The sequence below is a fragment of the Cupriavidus sp. MPR-AND1C genome, from assembly GCF_058809705.1.
The window spans coordinates 172,556-189,537 of the sequence record NZ_JBXASU010000004.1 but is presented as its reverse complement, the minus strand read 5'-3'; the positions used below and the strand labels follow the sequence as shown (position 1 = coordinate 189,537).

Annotated in this window: 14 protein-coding genes; 12 read left to right on the top strand and 2 right to left on the bottom strand. The window is 67.2% G+C overall.

The window, feature by feature from the left end; all coding sequences use genetic code 11:
* The first annotated feature begins 101 nt into the window (after window positions 1-101).
* The 3 genes from rimI to AC1RWI_RS04465 are packed head-to-tail and all read left to right on the top strand — an operon-like array spanning window position 102 to window position 2,678.
* Window positions 102-587: a ribosomal protein S18-alanine N-acetyltransferase gene (rimI, locus tag AC1RWI_RS04475; protein ID WP_492864819.1), complete on the top strand. Its 486-nt coding sequence runs from the start codon at window positions 102-104 to the stop codon at window positions 585-587.
* Complete coding sequence (locus AC1RWI_RS04470) at window positions 584-1,537, top strand: uracil-DNA glycosylase (protein ID WP_043347022.1); 954 nt, start codon at window positions 584-586, stop codon at window positions 1,535-1,537. Before rimI ends, AC1RWI_RS04470 begins: the two co-directional genes overlap by 4 nt.
* Window positions 1,512-2,678, top strand: coding sequence for a DUF1853 family protein (locus AC1RWI_RS04465; RefSeq protein ID WP_492864782.1), 1,167 nt, complete (start codon window positions 1,512-1,514; stop codon window positions 2,676-2,678). The genes AC1RWI_RS04470 and AC1RWI_RS04465 overlap by 26 nt, the downstream gene beginning before the upstream one ends.
* A gap of 24 nt (window positions 2,679-2,702) precedes the next feature.
* On the opposite strand, the gene lplT is transcribed toward AC1RWI_RS04465, so the two are convergent.
* Window positions 2,703-4,022, bottom strand: a complete 1,320-nt coding sequence (gene lplT / locus AC1RWI_RS04460) for a lysophospholipid transporter LplT (RefSeq protein ID WP_043347018.1) — start codon at window positions 4,020-4,022, stop codon at window positions 2,703-2,705.
* A gap of 487 nt (window positions 4,023-4,509) precedes the next feature.
* On the opposite strand from lplT, the gene alr reads away from it, so the two are divergent.
* The 5 genes from alr (at window position 4,510) to AC1RWI_RS04435 (ending at window position 8,976) form a co-directional block, all read left to right on the top strand.
* Window positions 4,510-5,625, top strand: a complete 1,116-nt coding sequence (alr, locus tag AC1RWI_RS04455; RefSeq protein WP_043347015.1) for an alanine racemase — start codon at window positions 4,510-4,512, stop codon at window positions 5,623-5,625.
* Window positions 5,626-5,732: 107 nt separating this feature from the next.
* On the top strand, window positions 5,733-7,094 hold the full coding sequence (gene radA, locus AC1RWI_RS04450; protein WP_006161974.1) for a DNA repair protein RadA: 1,362 nt from the start codon (window positions 5,733-5,735) through the stop codon (window positions 7,092-7,094).
* Window positions 7,095-7,170: 76 nt separating this feature from the next.
* Window positions 7,171-7,752: a hypothetical protein gene (locus tag AC1RWI_RS04445; protein WP_492864779.1), complete on the top strand. Its 582-nt coding sequence runs from the start codon at window positions 7,171-7,173 to the stop codon at window positions 7,750-7,752.
* A 25-nt stretch (window positions 7,753-7,777) separates the two neighbouring features.
* The gene (locus AC1RWI_RS04440) at window positions 7,778-8,431 is read left to right on the top strand and encodes a GNAT family N-acetyltransferase (RefSeq protein ID WP_492864777.1); all 654 of its coding nucleotides are present in this window, start codon (window positions 7,778-7,780) and stop codon (window positions 8,429-8,431) included.
* Between the two features lie 59 nt (window positions 8,432-8,490).
* The gene (locus AC1RWI_RS04435; protein WP_006161979.1) at window positions 8,491-8,976 is read left to right on the top strand and encodes a disulfide bond formation protein B; all 486 of its coding nucleotides are present in this window, start codon (window positions 8,491-8,493) and stop codon (window positions 8,974-8,976) included.
* A gap of 73 nt (window positions 8,977-9,049) precedes the next feature.
* Here the strand turns inward: AC1RWI_RS04435 and AC1RWI_RS04430 are convergent, their stop codons facing one another.
* Entirely contained in the window at window positions 9,050-10,990 is a 1,941-nt protein-coding gene (locus AC1RWI_RS04430; RefSeq protein WP_492864775.1) for an ATP-binding cassette domain-containing protein, read from the bottom strand.
* 303 nt (window positions 10,991-11,293) lie between these two features.
* On the opposite strand from AC1RWI_RS04430, the gene AC1RWI_RS04425 reads away from it, so the two are divergent.
* From AC1RWI_RS04425 to gsiB, 4 genes are all read left to right on the top strand, one after another.
* Complete coding sequence (locus AC1RWI_RS04425; RefSeq protein WP_052494793.1) at window positions 11,294-12,316, top strand: MurR/RpiR family transcriptional regulator; 1,023 nt, start codon at window positions 11,294-11,296, stop codon at window positions 12,314-12,316.
* A 5-nt stretch (window positions 12,317-12,321) separates the two neighbouring features.
* On the top strand, window positions 12,322-13,275 hold the full coding sequence (locus AC1RWI_RS04420; RefSeq protein ID WP_043347006.1) for an isoaspartyl peptidase/L-asparaginase family protein: 954 nt from the start codon (window positions 12,322-12,324) through the stop codon (window positions 13,273-13,275).
* Window positions 13,276-13,416: 141 nt separating this feature from the next.
* Window positions 13,417-15,306 carry a dipeptide ABC transporter ATP-binding protein gene (locus tag AC1RWI_RS04415; RefSeq protein WP_043347005.1) on the top strand — a complete coding sequence of 630 codons (1,890 nt, stop codon included), beginning with the start codon at window positions 13,417-13,419 and terminating at the stop codon, window positions 15,304-15,306.
* Between the two features lie 23 nt (window positions 15,307-15,329).
* Window positions 15,330-16,877 (top strand): glutathione ABC transporter substrate-binding protein GsiB, encoded by a 1,548-nt coding sequence (gene gsiB, locus AC1RWI_RS04410; RefSeq protein ID WP_492864772.1) that lies wholly within the window; start codon window positions 15,330-15,332, stop codon window positions 16,875-16,877.
* The last annotated feature ends 105 nt before the right edge of the window (window positions 16,878-16,982 follow it).

Sequence of the window (16,982 nt, the reverse complement as noted above, 5' to 3'; positions counted from 1 at the left end):
GCGTGGAGCGCAACCCGCCACCGGACGCCGGCTCGGCCAATCCCGGCCAGGGCACGCATGCAGCGTGCGGCAACGGCTACGCATGGCCCGAGGTGCCGGTGATGCCAGGCGTGCCGGCGGGCTGGAGCATTGGCCGCATGACGGCGCTGGATGTGCAAGCCGTGGCGCAGATCGAAGCCCGGGCCTACACCCACCCATGGACCCGTGCCAATTTCGAGAATTCCGTCAAGGCCGGGCACATCGGCCTGACCTTGCGGGATAACGGGGGCGTGCTGGTCGCCTACACGGTGCTGATGCCGGTTGTCGACGAGATGCACCTGCTCAATATCACCGTGGACCCGGCGCGCCAGCGCGGCGGCCTTGGCCGGCTGCTGCTGGCCGCCGCGATGGCTACCTCGCACGCGCTTCATCTGCACACCATGCTGCTCGAAGTGCGGCCCTCCAATGTGGGCGCCATCGAGCTGTACCGGGAGGCCGGCTTTGCCGAGATCGGCCGGCGCAAGGGCTATTACCCCGCAGCCGGCCAGACGCGCGAGGATGCGCTTGTGCTGCGCCGCGCGTGGGCACCCACGGAGGCCGTGCCATGAGCCGCCGCGCCAGGTTCCTCGAAGTGCTCGGCATTGCCGATGAATGGGTGCTGCGCCGCGCGCCAGCCTTGCCGGAGGCGGTCGAGCCATCCGCCATCGCGGCGCTCGCCGACCCGAGCGCGGAAGATCCCGCCGTCAATGACGACGCGGCCTCGCGCGAAGCGGCCCAGGCCGCCGTGACGCTCGCCGCCGTTGCCGACGCTGGCGCGGACGAAGCCCAGCCCGAAGCGCAGGCCGAAGCAGTGCCTCGCGCATGGTCGGCACAAGCCGATATGGAAGCGGGAGTGCCGGCCATGGCCGAAGCCGCCGTCGCGCGCATGCCGCTTGAGCCTGCGGTGGCGGTGGCGGTGGCAGATACCGGCACGCGCGAAGCCGTGATTGCGCGCCTGGACTGGGCCGCGCTTGCGCAGCGGGTCTCCGGCTGCACCGATTGCCAGTTGTGCGATGGCCGCACCCAGACCGTGTTCGGCGTGGGCGACCGCCAGGCCGAATGGATGCTGGTCGGCGAAGCCCCGGGAGAAAACGAGGACCTGCAAGGCGAGCCCTTCGTGGGCCAGGCCGGCAAGCTGCTCGACAATATGCTGGCGGCGGTCGGCCTGGCGCGCGGGCGCAACGTGTTCATCGCCAACGTGCTGAAGTGCCGCCCGCCCGGCAACCGCAATCCCGAGCCGGAGGAGGTCGCCCAGTGCGAGCCTTACCTGCGCCGGCAGATCGCGCTGATCCAGCCCAAGCTGATCGTGGTGCTGGGACGCTTTGCTGCCCAGTCCCTGCTGCGCACCACTACGCCGATCGGCAAGCTGCGTGGCACCGTCCATAGCTACGAAGGCATTCCGGTGGTGGTGACCTATCACCCGGCCTACCTGTTGCGCACCTTGTCCGACAAGGCGCGTGCCTGGGAGGACCTGTGCCTGGCCCGCGAGGTACATGCCCGTGCGGGAGCCAAGGCCTGAGTTCGCGCTGAGCCCCGGCGGCGCCATCGAGATGGCGCCGCTCTGGCGCCATGCCGTCTCGCAGCGCCTGCGCGAGCTCGCCTGGTGCTCGCTGTCGCCTCCGCTGCTGGCATTCCTGCCGACGGACGACGCAGGCAACGCCATCATCAATGGCAACGCCCCCGGGCATTCGCCAGCGGCGCTCGCGCGCTGGCCGGAAGGGGCGCTGGCCGCCTGGCAGCGTTGGCTGCCCGCTGCCGACCCCGCCGCGCTGCCCCCCACCATCGCCGAACTTGCCGCAGGCCTGGAGCAGCAGCGCGTGCGCGGCCCGTCGCCCGCGCCCAGCCTGCGGCTGGGCCGGCATGCGGAGCGCCTGCTGCAATTCACGCTGGAACACGCCGAGGGGCTGGAGCTGCTTGCGGCGAACCTGCCGGTGCGCCGTGCCGGCGAGCATGGCGTGCAAACGCTGGGCGAGCTCGATTTTGTCTGGCGCGACGTGGCCAGCGGCGCCACCGTGCACTGGGAGATGGCGGCCAAGTTCTACCTTCTGGTCGAGCCTGCGACGCACGGCGCACCGCGCGGCGGCGGGCCCGGCGCTGCCATGCTGGACCGCCATTGCTTCGTCGGCCCCAACCTGGTGGACCGCCTGGGCGACAAGCTGGATCATATCGTGCGCAGGCAACTGCCGCTGTCACGCACCCCCGAGGCCTTGGCGCTGCTGGGCCGCCCTGTCGACCGCAGCGAGGTCTACCTGCTCGGCTGGCTGTTCTACCGGGACGGCGTGGTGCCGCAGTCCATCGGCAGCCTGGGTATCGCGCCGGATCACCTGCACGGATGGTGGTCCACCTTGCCGGACTGGCTGGCCTGGGCTGGCAAGCGCGAAGGCTCGCGCTGGTACCGGCTGCCGCGCTCGGCGTGGATGGCCCCGGCCAGGGTGGCGCAAGCGCATACGGAAACCGCCGAGGCGATTCATGAGGCACTGGCGCTGCGTTTTGCGGAGACGCATCACGAGAAGAACTGGCGCCGGGAAGCACCGGTGATGTTGTGCGAGGTAGAGCCGGCGGGGCAGCCCGGCGTGTGGCGCGAACGTACCCGCGGGTTTGTGGTGCCGCCGGGATGGGAGGAGCGGGCGCGCGAGCGCATCGCCAGGCCGGTGGGCTGAACCGGCCCGTGGCGCAAGCGACGCTTAGTGGTGCTTGTCCTCGCCGATCATGGCGAGCGAATTGAAGTTGCGCACGTTGTAGCGGTGCTGGCGCATCACCAGCAGCATGGTGGCGCACACGAAGATGCCAAAGGCCACGATGACAATGCCGATCGGCACATTGAGCTTGATCAGCAGCGCGTACAGGCACAGCATCAGCAGCACCGAGACGTTCTCGTTGAAGTTCTGCACGGCAATCGAATGGCCGGCCGACAGCAGGACGTGCCCGCGGTGTTGCAGCAGCGCGTTCATCGGCACCACGAAGTAGCCGGACATGCCACCCACCAGCATCAGGAAGACGTAGGCGATCGCCATGTACAGCGGCATGTGCATGCCGAGCACATCCAGCGAAATCTCGGGCAGGCTGTGCTTGGTGTAGAAGGCCATCAGCATCACCACCACGCCCATCGCCACGCCAAACGGCAGCACCGACAGCGACTTGCGCAAGGGGATGCGCATGGCCGCCATGATCGCGCCTACCGCCACGCCCACCGCCACCACCGCTTGCAGCAGGGCGCCTTGCGACAGGTTCAGGCCGAGCGATTTTTCCGCCCATTTCAGCACGATGAACTGCAAGGTGGCGCCGGCACCCCAGAACAGCGTGGTCACGGCCAGCGAGATCTGGCCGAGCTTGTCGCGCCACAGGGCGGTAAAGCAATCAGCGAACTCGGCGATGAGCTTGATCGGGTTCTTTTCCTGCTGCGGGTAGCGGGCGCCCGTCTCGGGGATGAACAGGTTGAATACGGCTGCGATCACGTAGAACATCATGATCACCACCATGGCCGCCTCGGCCGGGGTGGTGATGCCTGTGTCGACGTAGGGCACGTCGATGCCGAGCAGAAGTTGCGAGATATGCACCGAGATCAGTGCCCCGCCCACCACCGTGCCCAGGATGATCGAGCACACCGTCAGGCCTTCGATCCAGCCATTGGCGGCGACCAGTCTCTCGGGCGGCAGCAGCTCGGTGAGAATGCCGTACTTGGCGGGCGAGTACGCCGCAGCGCCGAACCCGACGATGCCGTAGGCCAGCAGCGGGTGCAACCCGAACATCATGATGGCGCACCCCGCTATCTTGATGGTGTTGGTGATGAACATCACCTTGCCCTTGGGCATCGAGTCGGCGAAGGCGCCCACGAAGGCAGCCAGCACGACGTAGGACAGTACGAAGAACAATTTGAGCAGCGGCGTCATCCACTGTGGAGAGTGCAGCTCGGTCAGAAGGGCGATAGCGGCGATGAGGAGCGCATTGTCGGCCAGCGATGAGAAGAACTGCGCGGCCATGATGGTATAAAAACCCTTCTTCATACTTTGGACTCTATCTCCATCGCTATCACCGTACATGCCAGGCAGCAGCGCGCCGCTGGGTGCTGTTGTTGCCTGTAGGGAACCTGGGCCCGCGTCGTTGTCCAAGTGATGCCCGGGCCAGCCGTGGGATCGCTGCGCAGCTTGCCTGACCGTGTTCGACATATTGCATCACTTTTAAAACATGGCCGGAACGTCCGGCTTTATAACACGAAAAGAAGGCGATTCCGAGCTTCCACGGGCCGCCGGTTGGACAGCGCAAGCGCGCAGCGATTCCCTAAATGTTTGCCCTAATGTGTTCAAATAACGTCTGTGCGAAGCGCTGCGCGTACCGGGTCTTCCCGGATATGGTGCATCCACGCGGCGGAAGTGATCCGGCCAGGCTGCCAGGATCCCCGTCGCGCCGCCGCGCCGCAAGCCACTGGAAGCAACAAAAAGCCGCAGTAAAGCCGTAGTAAAAGCCGCAGTAAAAAGCACTAGAAGCGATCTCATGCCAAGACCCATTCACGCCGTCATTCATCAACCGGCCCTGGCCAACAACCTGGACGTAGTGCGCCGTTGCGCACCCCAGTCGCGCGTCTGGGCTGTGATCAAGGCCAACGCCTATGGCCACGGCATCCGCCGGGCATTCGCCGGCCTGCGCGCCGCGGACGGCTTTGGCCTGCTCGACCTGAACGAAGCCGTGCTGCTGCGCGAGTTGGGCTGGCAAGGCCCGATCCTGCTGCTAGAGGGTTTCTTCCAGCCGCAGGACGTGCCCTTGCTGGAGCAGTACCGCCTCACCACCGCGGTGCATTGCGAGGAGCAACTGCGCATGCTGGAAGTGGCGCGTCCCAAGGGGCCGCTGGGCATCCAGCTCAAGCTCAACACCGGCATGAACCGGCTGGGCTTCCGCCCGGAGCAGTACCGCACAGCCTGGGAGCGTGCGCGGACCCTGCCGTGCGTGGGCAGTATTGTTCACATGACCCATTTCTCGGATGCCGACAGCGCGCGCGGCATCGCGCACCAGCTGGAAGTCTTCGACGCCACCACCGCCAACCTGCCGGGCGAGGCCAGCTTGTCCAACTCGGCCGCCACGCTGTGGCATCCCCAGGCCCATCGCGCCTGGGTCCGTCCCGGGGTGGTGCTGTACGGTGCCTCGCCCACGGGCGTCGCGGCCGATGTGGCCAGCTTTGGGCTGCAGCCGGCCATGTCGCTGCACAGCGAGCTGATTTCGGTGCAGGACCTGCAGCCGGGCGATACCGTCGGCTATGGCTCTCTGTTCACGGCCGAGCGGCCGATGCGCATCGGCGTGGTGGCCTGCGGCTATGCCGACGGCTATCCGCGCCATGCGGCAGGCTGGGGCGACAAGCCCGCGCCGGTGCTGGTCGACGGCGTGCGCACCCGTTTGGTGGGCCGGGTCTCCATGGACATGATCTGTGTCGACCTGACGCCTTGCCCGAGGGCCAAGGTGGGCAGCGCCGTGACCCTGTGGGGCCAGGGCTTGCCGATCGACGACGTCGCCGTGGCCAGCGGCACCGTGGGCTACGAACTGATGTGCGCGCTGGCGCCCCGGGTGCCCGTCACTGTGGCGACCCTGACCACGCCAGAGCAGTCTGCGCTGGCCTGAGCGGCCATGCGGGCAGGGGCCGGGGCCTTCGTCCCGGCCCAGGCGACCGATCCCGGGCCCCCGCGCATTGCCTTGCGCATCCTCTTCAGCATCCCCTAGGACCTCAGTTGGCCAAGCCCAAGAACGTCTATACCTGCACCGAGTGCGGCGGCACCTCGCCACGCTGGCAAGGCCAGTGCCCGCAGTGCCAGCAATGGAACACGCTGGTGGAGAGCGTGGCGGAAACCCCTTCGACCAAGCGCTTCCAGCCGCTGGCGGCCTCGGCCATGGTGCAGCGCCTGTCCGAGATCGACGCTGCCGACGTGCCGCGCTTTTCCAGCGGCATCGAGGAGTTCGACCGCGTGCTCGGCGGCGGCCTGGTGTCGGGCGGGGTGGTGTTGATCGGCGGCGATCCCGGCATCGGCAAGTCCACCTTGCTGCTGCAAGCCCTGGCGAACCTGTCCGCGCAGCGCCGCGTGCTGTACGTCAGCGGCGAGGAGTCCGGCGCGCAGATCGCACTGCGCGCGCAGCGCCTGGGCGTGGACAGCCCGCACCTGGCGCTGCTGGCCGAGATCCAGCTCGAGAAGATCCAGGCCACGCTGGAGGTGGAAAAGCCCGAGGTCGCGGTAATCGATTCGATCCAGACCTTGTTCTCGGATGCGCTGACCTCGGCCCCAGGCTCGGTCGCCCAGGTGCGCGAGTGCGCGGCCCAGCTGACCCGGATCGCCAAGAGCACCGGCACCACCATCATCCTGGTCGGCCACGTGACCAAGGATGGCAGCCTGGCCGGCCCGCGCGTGCTGGAGCACATCGTCGATACCGTGCTGTATTTCGAGGGTGACACGCACTCCTCGCACCGCCTGATCCGGGCCTTCAAGAACCGTTTTGGCGCGGTCAACGAGCTGGGCGTGTTCGCCATGACCGAGCGCGGCCTGCGCGGGGTGAGCAACCCGTCCGCACTGTTCCTGTCGCAGCATGAGCAGGTGGTGCCCGGCTCCTGCGTGCTGGTGACGCAGGAGGGCACGCGCCCGCTGCTGGTGGAGGTGCAGGCGCTGGTCGATACCGCGAACGTGCCGAACCCGCGGCGCCTGGCGGTGGGCCTGGAGCAGAACCGCCTGGCCATGCTGCTGGCGGTGCTGCACCGCCATGCCGGCATTGCCTGTTTCGACCAGGACGTCTTCCTCAACGCCGTGGGCGGGGTCAAGATCACCGAGCCGGCGGCCGACCTGGCGGTGCTGCTGGCCATTCACTCCTCCATGCGCAACAAGCCGCTGCCACGCGGCCTGGTGGTGTTCGGCGAAATCGGCCTGGCCGGTGAGATCCGGCCCAGCCCGCGCGGGCAGGACCGCTTGCGCGAGGCGGCCAAGCTGGGCTTCTCGATCGCGGTGATCCCCAAGGCCAATGCGCCCAAGCAGAAGATCGAGGGCCTGGAAGTGATCGCGGTGGAGCGGCTGGAGCAGGCGATCGACCGGGTTCGGCATATGGAGTGAGGCTTTCAGCCCATTCCTGGCCTTTTTCCCGCAATTTTGGGTATATTCCGAAGCATTTTTTAGTCGGAGTTCATCCATGCGCATGTTCAACGTCCGCCGGCAAGCCGGCGCGCTAGCCGCGATCGGCTGCGCCGCCTCGCTGCTCTCGGTGTCCGGCGCCGCCGCCGCGGCCGATGCTGCCAAGGCGTTCTTTGACGCGGCGCTGTGCAAGCCGCCCTACACCACGAAATCCGCCACCGCGCTTTACGAGGCCGCCGAGAAGCTCGCCAAGCCGGATCTGTCCAGGCTGGGCGCGGCCATCTACAAGCTGCCGCAGCCTATCGGGCAGGACGGTTTCCAAAGCGATGAAGTGGTATTCGCGGGTACGTCGGCGGGTGTGCTGGTGCAAGGCCTGCAGGCCGAAGCGCTGGCCGCGCGCTACCAGCTCAAGCAGGAGCCTTCGACGTTGCTGGGCACCGCCACCAAGGGCTTTGCCCGCGCTCTGCCGGCCGCTCAGCAGCCCCTGCCCGATCTCGGCACCGTTTCCGTCGTGGCGCGTGAAAGCGCCGCGCTGCCTGGCAAGACGCTGCTGATCTGCGAGCTTGTCAGCCACGCGGATGCGCGGGCGCTCAAGGCCTACGAGCGCAGCCGGGCGGAGCAGGGCGCCGCTGCGCGCTGACGCTGGCCCGGGAGAACTTGCCACCATGCCCGATCAACGCCCTTCGGCGCCAGGCGCGGCTGGCCATGAGCCGGTCGTGCTGGAAACCGCGCGGCTGCGCTTGCGGCAGTGGCGCGAGGCGGATTTCGCACCCTTTGCCGCGCTCAATGCCGATCCTGTGGTGATGGCGTGTTTCCCCGCTGCGCTGGGGCGCGCTGCCAGCGACGCCATGGCGCTGCGCTGCCAGGCGCTGATCGCGCAGCGGGGCTGGGGCTTTTGGGCGGTGGAGCGCAAGGCCGATGGCGCTTTCATCGGCTTTGTGGGCCTGCATGAGCCTGCCGCTGCGTTGCCGTTTTCGCCCTGCGTGGAGATCGGCTGGCGCCTGGCGCGAGCGTACTGGGGGCAGGGCTATGCCTCGGAGGCGGCGCAGGCCGCGCTGCGCTTCGGCTTCGAGCAACTGGCGCTGGCGGAAATCGTCTCCTTCACTGCGTTGCCCAACGCCCGTTCGCGGGCCGTGATGGAGCGCCTGGGCATGGTGGCGGATGGCACCTTCGAGCACCCGGGCGTCGCGCCGGACAGCCCGCTGCGCAAGCATTGGCTCTACCGCTTGCCGTCGGCGCGCTGGCATGCGTCAATCCGCCGCAAGCCGCGTCTTGCCCATCGCAACGGATTGGGCGGGCATGGTCCGCAAAATCGGTAATAATGTGCCTCGTATTGCGCGCCGGCGCATGTCGCCCGGCCTTTTTCCGCTAGTGAGCCATGCAAGCCAATTCCCGTAGTTTCTTTTTGCTGATCGCCGCGATTTCGTTCGGCCTGGTCGGCTATGCCCTCTACCTGCAGCATGTGGAGGGCTACCAGCCTTGCCCGCTTTGCGTGATGCAGCGCTTTGCCTTCGTCGGCATCGGCCTGTTCTCGCTGCTGGCCGCCATTGCGCAGAACACGCGCAGCCTGTGGCAGGGCCTGGGCATGTTGTCCGGCGTGGCCGGCATCGCGGTGGCGGGCTATCACGTGTCGCTGCTGCTCAACCCCAAGGCCAGCTGTGGCATCGATCCGCTGGAGAACTGGGTCAACCAGCTGCCCACGGCCAAGATCCTGCCGCAGGTGTTCTACTCGGATGGCATGTGTACCACGCCGCTGCCCCCGATCTTCGGCCTGTCGATCCCGGCGTGGTCGCTGATCTGGCTGTTCATCCTGTCCGCCACGCTGGCGGTCGGCATGATCCGGCGCGAGAAGAACTACCGCTGATCTGCCTGGCGCGCACTGGCGGCTGCCGGCGCGCGCATCCCGGGGGCTGCGGCCCCCGGCACCCTTCCCACGATCAAACGATCAGCTCGATCTGCTCCTGCAGCTCGAGCCAGCGCTCTTCCAGCGCGTCCAGTTCGCCACCGACCTCGCCCTGGCGCTTGAGCATCTCCAGCAGCTTTGCCTTGTTGGCCTCCGCATAGCTGGTTTCGTCGGCCATGAAGGTGTCGATCTCGCTCTTGGCCTGCTGCAGCACGGCCATGCGTTTTTCCACCTTTTCCAGCTCCTTGGCCAGCGGCTTGCGCAATTGCGTCAGGCGCTGGCGCTCGTCGGCCTCGGCGCGGCGCTGGTCGCGGCGGTTGGCGGTGGCTGGCGCTTCGCCGTCTTCCTGCGCGTGCGCCGCGGTAGCCGCGTTGCGCTTGGCCGCGGCTTGCTTGAGCAGCCAGTCGCGGTAATCGTCCAGGTCGCCGTCGAAGGGCTGGATGGTGCCGTCGGCCACCAGCAGGAACTGATCGGTGGTGGCGCGCAGCAGGTGCCGGTCGTGGGAGACCACGATCAGCGTGCCTTCGAACTGCGCGAGCGCCATGGTGAGGGCCTCCCGGGTGTCGAGGTCCAGGTGGTTGGTCGGCTCATCCAGCAGCAACAGGTTGGGCTTTTGCCAGACGATCAGCGCCAGCGCCAGGCGCGCCTTCTCTCCGCCGGAGAACGGCTCGATCGACGCGGTGGCCATTTCGCCGCGGAAGTTGAAGCTGCCGAGGAAGTCGCGCAGTTCCTGCTCGCGGGTGTCCGGCGCGAGCCGGGCCAGGTGCTGCAGCGGCGACTCGTGATCGCGCAGCGTTTCCAGCTGGTGCTGGGCAAAGTAGCCGATCTGCAGGCCCTTGCCCTGGCGCAGCGTGCCGGACAGCGCTTGCTGCGTGCCGGCCAGCGTCTTGACCAGGGTTGATTTGCCCTGGCCGTTGGCGCCGAGCAGGCCGATGCGCTGGCCGGTCTGGATCGACAGCGTGAGGTTGTGCAGGATGGTCACGGGCGGCGCGTCTGGCGCGGGAGCGGGATAGCCGCAGTCCACGCCTTCGAGCACCATCATCGGGTTGGGCGCCGAATCCGGCTCGCGGAACTCGAACGCAAAGCCCGCGGCGATATGCACCGGCGCCAGCCGCTCCATCTTCTCCAGTGCCTTGACCCGGCTCTGCGCCTGGCGTGCCTTGGTGGCCTTGGCCTTGAAGCGGGTGATGAAGGATTCGAGGTGGGCGATTTCCTTTTGCTGGCGCGAGTAGGCGGACTGCTGCAAGGCCATCTGCTGCAGGCGCAGCGTCTCGAACTGGCTGTAGTTGCCGCCGTAGCGGCGCAACTGCTGGTTTTCGATGTGCACGGTGACATTGCAGATCGCATCGAGGAATTCGCGATCATGGGAAATCATCACCAGCGTGCCCGGATAGCGCGCCAGCCAGTCTTCCAGCCAGACGATGGCGTCCAGGTCCAGGTGGTTGGTGGGCTCATCGAGCAGCAGCAGGTCGGAAGGGCACATCAGCGCCTGTGCCAGGTTCAGCCGCATGCGCCAGCCGCCGGAGAACGAGGCTACCGGCTGTGATACCTGCGCCAGCGTAAAGCCCAGCCCCAGCAGCAAGGCCTGCGCGCGTGCCGGCGCGGTGTAGCCGTCGGCATCGGCAAAGGCGCCGTGGGCATCGCCCTCGGCGCTGCCATCGCCGCTGGCCTGGGCCGCGGCGATGCGCGCTTCGATGTCGCGCAGCCGGGTATCGCCGTCGATCGTGTAATCCACCGCACTGCGCATTACGGCGGGGGTTTCCTGCGCCACGTGGGCTGTACGCCACTGCGGCGGGATGGCCACGTCGCCGCCGTCCGCCTGCAATTCGCCGCGCAGCATGGCGAACAGGGTCGACTTGCCGCTGCCGTTGGCACCGACGAGGCCGACGCGCTCGCCGGGGTTCAGCGTCACGCTGGTGTGGTCGAACAGCACCTTGGTGCCGCGCTGGAGGACTAGCTGGTCGATTCGGATCACGGGAGGGGAAAGGCTGAAGAAGGCTGCGGGTCTGGGGCGGTTGCCCTTGTAGCTCGAAATCTAACCGGCCCCGGCATGGCACGGGGCAACCCGGCATTGTAGCTGCTTCGTATGGCGGCGCCCCCGGAACGCTCGGTGCATGGCCGGCTTCGTTTTCGATGTTCCTAGGTGAAAACCCTTGGCCTGGTAAAACTCTATTTTCATGGCATGGGGTTTGCGTGTAAATTTATTTACATAGATCCGCGCCGGATGAAAACGTTGTTTCCCGCCGCGCGGATCTCCGACCAACCCAATGCACGCGCCATGACCAACGGTAACGGTACTCACGGTTCTGCCGGAAAAAACGGCAGCAACGGCAGCGCTTCGATCGCGGAGCGCATCGCCCGCGCCTTGCCCACGCTCACGCCAGCGCACCAGCGCATGGCGGAGTACGTGCTGGGCAACCCGTTTCGCGCCGCCACCATGCGCATCGACGAATTCGCCGATGCCGTGGCGGTGTCGGTGGCCACCGCGAACCGCTTCGCACATGCGCTGGGCTTCGAAGGCTTCCCGCAGTTCCGCGCCGAATTGGTGCGCGGTTTCGAGGCAACGCTTGCACCAGTTGAGAAATTGCGCACCGAACTGGCGCGTCCCGCCACGGTGGCCGAAGTGTTTGCCGCGTCGCTGGAGGAGGATGTGCGCAACCTCGAAGCCTCGCGGCGCGCGCTCGATGCCGAGACCTGCGAGCGCGCGGTGGAGGCCATCCTGGCAGCGGAGCGCATCTTCGTGGTGGGCTTTGGCGCCAGCGGCTTCCTGGCAGGGCTGTTGCAGCATGGGCTGGATATGTCCTGCCGCACCGTGATCTCGGTCTCGGGCGCGGGCGGCGCATCCACCGCGGCGCGCCAGTTGTTCAAGCTGCAGCCGCGCGACCTGCTGATCGTGATCGGCTTTCCGCGCTATGTGTATGACACCGTGGCCATCGCCAAGCGTGCACGCTCGCATGGCGCGCACATCCTGGCGCTGACCGACGGGCCCACTTCGCCGCTGGCGCCACTGGCCGATATCGCGCTGTACGCCCAGACCGGGCGCCAGCTTTCGGCTAATTCGGATGCGGCTGTGCTGGCCTTTATCGAGGCGCTGTGCGGCGCGGTGGCGTATCGCGCCGCGCATGCCGTCAAGGCCGCCGCCGAGATGACCGACTTCCTGCTGCCGTGGCTGCACGGCGCGCCTCCCGGACAAGGACGGGATGCGCACGAACCGCGCGAACCACGCCGCGACGCAGCAGCCGAAGGCCGCGCCAAGGCCGCCACGGCACGCCGCAAAAAGACTTCCCCGAACGCATCGTGAACCTCATGAACACCCCAGTCATTGCTATCCACGGCGGCGCCGGCACCATCACCCGTGCCGCCATGAGCCCCGCCAAGCAAGCCGAATACACCGCCGCGCTGAGCGCCGTGCTTGAAGCCGGCCAGCGCGTGCTGGCCGATGGCGGCAGCGCGCTCGACGCTGTCACCGAGGCCGTGCGCCTGCTGGAGGATTGCCCGTTGTTCAATGCCGGCCGCGGCTCGGTGCTGACCCACGCCGGCACCTATGAGCTGGACGCGGCGATCATGGACGGCGCCACGCTGGGCGCCGGCGCGGTGGCCTGCGTCAAGCACCTGCGCAACCCGGTGCTGGCCGCGCGCGCGGTGATGGAGAAGAGCCAGCACGTGCTGTTCGCCGGTGAGGGCGCCGAGGCCTTCGCGCAAGCGCAGGGCCTGGAACTGGTGACGCCGGACTATTACTTCACGCAGGCGCGCACCGATCAGTGGGAACGCGCCCGCGCAGGCAGCGGCACGACCCTGCTGGACCACGACGCCGCCACGCTGGCCGCGGAACCCATCGACCCGGACACCAAGTTCGGCACGGTTGGCGCGGTGGCGTTCGATGCGCAGGGGCGCCTGGCCGCCGCGACTTCCACCGGCGGCGTGACCAACAAGCAGGTCGGCCGCGTGGGCGATACGCCCATCGTCGGCGCCGGCTGCTTTGCCGACGATGTGGCGGCGGTGTCCGCCACCGGCACCGGCGAAATGTTCATCCGCACCGTGGCCGCGTACGACGTGGCGGCGCAGATGCGCTACGCAGGCGTGCCGCTGGAAGAAGCCGCACGCCGCGTGGTGATGGAAAAGCTGCCTGCCATCGAAGGGCGCGGCGGCCTCATCGCCGTGGACCGCGAAGGCAACGTCACGCTGCCGTTCAATACCGAAGGCATGTACCGCGGCTTCGCCCGGGTGGGCGAGCCGGTCAATGTGTGGATCTACGGCTGAGCGCGCGCGAGTACGGCAGCGGCATCCGCATGGCAAGCAAAGCATCAAGCACTGCATCAAGCACTGCACCAAGCACTGCACCAAGCACTGCACCAAGCAAAGCACCAACAAAGCATCAACCTAGGCACTAAAGGGGGCCCAGTGGCTGCATCCTCTTCCCAGTCGACCATCGTCCTGCCAGCGCAACGCGTGGTAGCCGTCAACGATCTCACCGTGCGCTTCTCCACCTCGGAGCGCACGGTGCAAGCCGTGCGCAACCTGTCTTTCCACGTCGATCGTGGCGAGACGCTGGCCGTGGTGGGCGAGTCGGGCTCGGGCAAGTCGGTGACCTCGCTCGCGCTGATGCGCCTGGTGGAACACGGCGGCGGCAAGATCGCCAGCGGCAGCATGGCGCTGCGACGGCGCAATGGCCAGGTGCTCGATCTCGCCACCGCCGATGGCGCCGCCATGCGCCGCGTGCGCGGCAGTGACGTGGCGATGATTTTCCAGGAGCCGATGACCTCGCTCAACCCGGTATTTCCGGTGGGCGAGCAGATTGCCGAATCGATTCGCCTGCACCAGGGCAAGAGCCGCGCCGAGGCGCGCGCCGAAGCCCTGCGCATGCTGGAGATCGTGCGCATTCCCGAGGCGCGCCGCGTGCTGGACCGCTTCCCGCACCAGCTCTCCGGCGGCATGCGCCAGCGCGTGATGATCGCCATGGCGCTGTCGTGCAAGCCGGCGCTGCTGATCGCCGACGAGCCCACCACGGCGCTCGACGTCACCATCCAGGCCGAGATCCTGCAACTGATCCGCAATCTGCAGTCCGAGATGGACATGGCCGTGGTCTTCATCACCCACGACATGGGCGTGGTGGCCGAGGTGGCCGACCGCGTGCTGGTGATGTACCGCGGCGAGAAGGTGGAGGAGGGCACCTCCGAGCAAGTCTTCGGCAAGCCCGCGCATCCCTACACCCGTGCGCTGCTGTCCGCGGTGCCCAAGCTGGGCGCCATGCGCGGCACCGACTGGCCGGCCAAGTTCCCGCTGGTGCAGCTGGACCAGGGCGAGCCGGTGGCGCCGGTGCCGCAGGATACGGTGGCGGTGGACGCCGCGCCGATCCTGCGCGTGCGCGACCTGGTGACCCGCTTCGATGTGCCGGGCGGCCTGCTGGGCCGCGTCGCGCGCCGCGTGCATGCGGTCGAGCGCGTGAGCTTTGACCTCTACCCCGGCGAGACCCTGGCGCTGGTGGGCGAGTCCGGCTGCGGCAAGTCCACCACCGGCCGCTCGCTGCTGCGCCTGGTCGACAGCCAGAGCGGCACCATCGAGTTCAACGGACAGGACATCAGCCAGATGCGCGGCGGCGCCTTGCAGACCCTGCGCCGCAATATCCAGTTCATCTTCCAGGACCCGTTCGCCTCGCTCGACCCGCGCGTGCCGGTGGGCTACTCCATCATGGAGCCGCTGCTGGTGCACAAGGTGGCCAGCGGCAAGGAGGCCGAGCAGCGCGTGGCCTGGCTGCTGGAAAAGGTGGGCCTGTCGGCCGCGCACGCCTCGCGCTACCCGCACGAGTTCTCGGGCGGCCAGCGCCAGCGCATCTGCATTGCGCGTGCGCTCGCCTTGAACCCGAAGGTGGTGGTCGCTGACGAATCGGTCTCCGCGCTCGACGTTTCCATCCAGGCGCAGATCGTCAACCTGATGCTGGACCTGCAGCGCGAGATGGGCATTGCGTTCCTCTTCATTTCGCACGATATGGCCGTGGTGGAGCGCGTGAGCCACCGCGTGGCGGTGATGTACCTGGGCCAGATCGTCGAGATCGGCCCGCGCCGCGCCATTTTTGAAAACCCGCAGCACCCGTACACCAGGAAGCTGATGTCGGCGGTGCCGATCGCCGATCCGGCGCGCCGCCACCTCAAGCGCGAGCCGCTCTCGGACGAAATGCCCAGCCCGATCCGCGCGCTCGGCGACGAGCCGGTGGTGCAGCCGCTCGTAGCCGTCGGCGGCAACGCCGCATCCCATCATTTTGTAGCCAGGCACGCCATCGGCGGCGCCTACTGAACTGACGAAACCAAGGAGAATCGATGATGACCCGTTTGGCCCCTTCCAAGTTGATCGCCGGTGGCCTGGCCCTGGCCGCGCTCGGCGCAGGTCCCGCCTTTGCCGCCAAGGACGCCGTGATGGCGGTGTACTCCACCTTCACCACGCTCGACCCGTACGACGCCAACGACACGCTGTCGCAAGCCGCCGCCAAGTCCTTCTACCAAGGCCTGTTCGGCTTTGACAAGGACATGAAGCTGATCAACGTGCTGGCCGAGAGCTATGAAGCCAGCAAGGATGGCCTGACGTACACCATCAAGCTGAAGAAGAACGTGAAGTTCCACGACGGCACCACCTTCGATGCCGCCGCCGTCAAAGCCAACTTCGACCGCGTCACCAATCCGGCCAACAAGCTCAAGCGCTACACGCTGTTCAACCGCGTGGCCAAGACCGAAGTGGTCGACGCCAACACCGTCAAGGTCACGCTCAAGGAGCCGTTCTCGCCGTTCATCAACGTGCTGGCCCACCCGTCCGCCGTGATGATCTCGCCCGCCGCGCTGCAGAAGTACGGCAAGGACATCGCCTTCCATCCGGTCGGTACCGGCCCGTTCGAGTTCGTCGAGTGGAAGCAGCCCGATCACCTGAAGGGCAAGAAATTCGCCGGCTTCTGGAAGACCGGCTACCCCAGGATCGACACCATCACCTGGAAGCCGGTGGTGGACAACAACACGCGTGCCGCCATCATGCAGACCGGCGAAGCGGACTTTGCCTTCAGCATTCCGTTCGAACAGGCAGCGGTGCTCAAGGGCAGTGCCAAGGTGGACCTGATCGCCTCGCCCTCGATCATCCAGCGCTACCTGAGCATGAACACCATGGTCAAGCCGTTCAACGACCCCAAGGTGCGCCAGGCCATCAACTACGCCATCAACAAGGACGCGCTGGCCAAGGTCGCCTTCGCCGGTTACGCTACGCCGATGGACGGCGTGGTGCCCGCGGGCGTGGACTACGCCGAGAAGCTGGGTCCGTGGCAGTATGACCCGGCCAAGGCACGCGCGCTGCTCAAGGAAGCCGGCTACCCGAACGGCTTTGAGACCACGCTGTGGTCCGCGTACAACCACACCACCGCGCAGAAGGTGATCCAGTTCGTGCAGCAGCAGTTGCAGCAAGTCGGCATCAAGGCGACCGTGCAAGCGCTCGAAGCCGGCCAGCGCGTCGAGAAGGTGGAGAGCGTGCAGAAGCCGGAAGACGCCGGCGTGCGCATGTACTACGTAGGCTGGTCGTCGTCGACCGGCGAGTCCGACTGGGCGCTGCGTCCGCTGCTGGCCTCCGAATCGATGCCGCCCAAGCTGCTGAACACCGCGTACTACAAAAACGACCAGGTCGACACCGACATCGCCGGCGCCCTGCGTACCACCGACCGTGGCGAGAAGGCCCGTCTGTACAAGGACGCGCAGGAACACATCTGGAAGGATGCGCCCTGGGCGTTCCTGGTGACCGAAAAGGTGCTGTATGCGCGCAGCAAGCGCCTGACGGGCGCCTACGTGATGCCTGACGGCTCGTTCAGCTTCGACGAGATCGACATCAAGCAGTAAGCGCATCGGCCTTGCGCGTGGCGCGTCCCATCAGAGCGGCGCCACGCGCTCGGTCATCGCTTAGCGGTACAGCGCAGCAAGCCGTGCACGGCCGCCTGCCCACAG

Excerpts from the sequence above, each read along its gene's own strand:
- rimI (WP_492864819.1), top strand. The coding sequence starts at position 102 with ATGCCAGGCGTGCCGGCGGGCTGGAGCATTGGCCGCATGACGGCGCTG.
- AC1RWI_RS04470 (WP_043347022.1), top strand. The coding sequence starts at position 584 with ATGAGCCGCCGCGCCAGGTTCCTCGAAGTGCTCGGCATTGCCGATGAA.
- AC1RWI_RS04465 (WP_492864782.1), top strand. The coding sequence starts at position 1,512 with ATGCCCGTGCGGGAGCCAAGGCCTGAGTTCGCGCTGAGCCCCGGCGGC.
- lplT (WP_043347018.1), bottom strand. The coding sequence starts at position 4,022 with ATGAAGAAGGGTTTTTATACCATCATGGCCGCGCAGTTCTTCTCATCG.
- alr (WP_043347015.1), top strand. The coding sequence starts at position 4,510 with ATGCCAAGACCCATTCACGCCGTCATTCATCAACCGGCCCTGGCCAAC.
- AC1RWI_RS04445 (WP_492864779.1), top strand. The coding sequence starts at position 7,171 with ATGCGCATGTTCAACGTCCGCCGGCAAGCCGGCGCGCTAGCCGCGATC.
- AC1RWI_RS04440 (WP_492864777.1), top strand. The coding sequence starts at position 7,778 with ATGCCCGATCAACGCCCTTCGGCGCCAGGCGCGGCTGGCCATGAGCCG.
- AC1RWI_RS04435 (WP_006161979.1), top strand. The coding sequence starts at position 8,491 with ATGCAAGCCAATTCCCGTAGTTTCTTTTTGCTGATCGCCGCGATTTCG.
- AC1RWI_RS04425 (WP_052494793.1), top strand. The coding sequence starts at position 11,294 with ATGACCAACGGTAACGGTACTCACGGTTCTGCCGGAAAAAACGGCAGC.
- AC1RWI_RS04420 (WP_043347006.1), top strand. The coding sequence starts at position 12,322 with ATGAACACCCCAGTCATTGCTATCCACGGCGGCGCCGGCACCATCACC.
- gsiB (WP_492864772.1), top strand. The coding sequence starts at position 15,330 with ATGATGACCCGTTTGGCCCCTTCCAAGTTGATCGCCGGTGGCCTGGCC.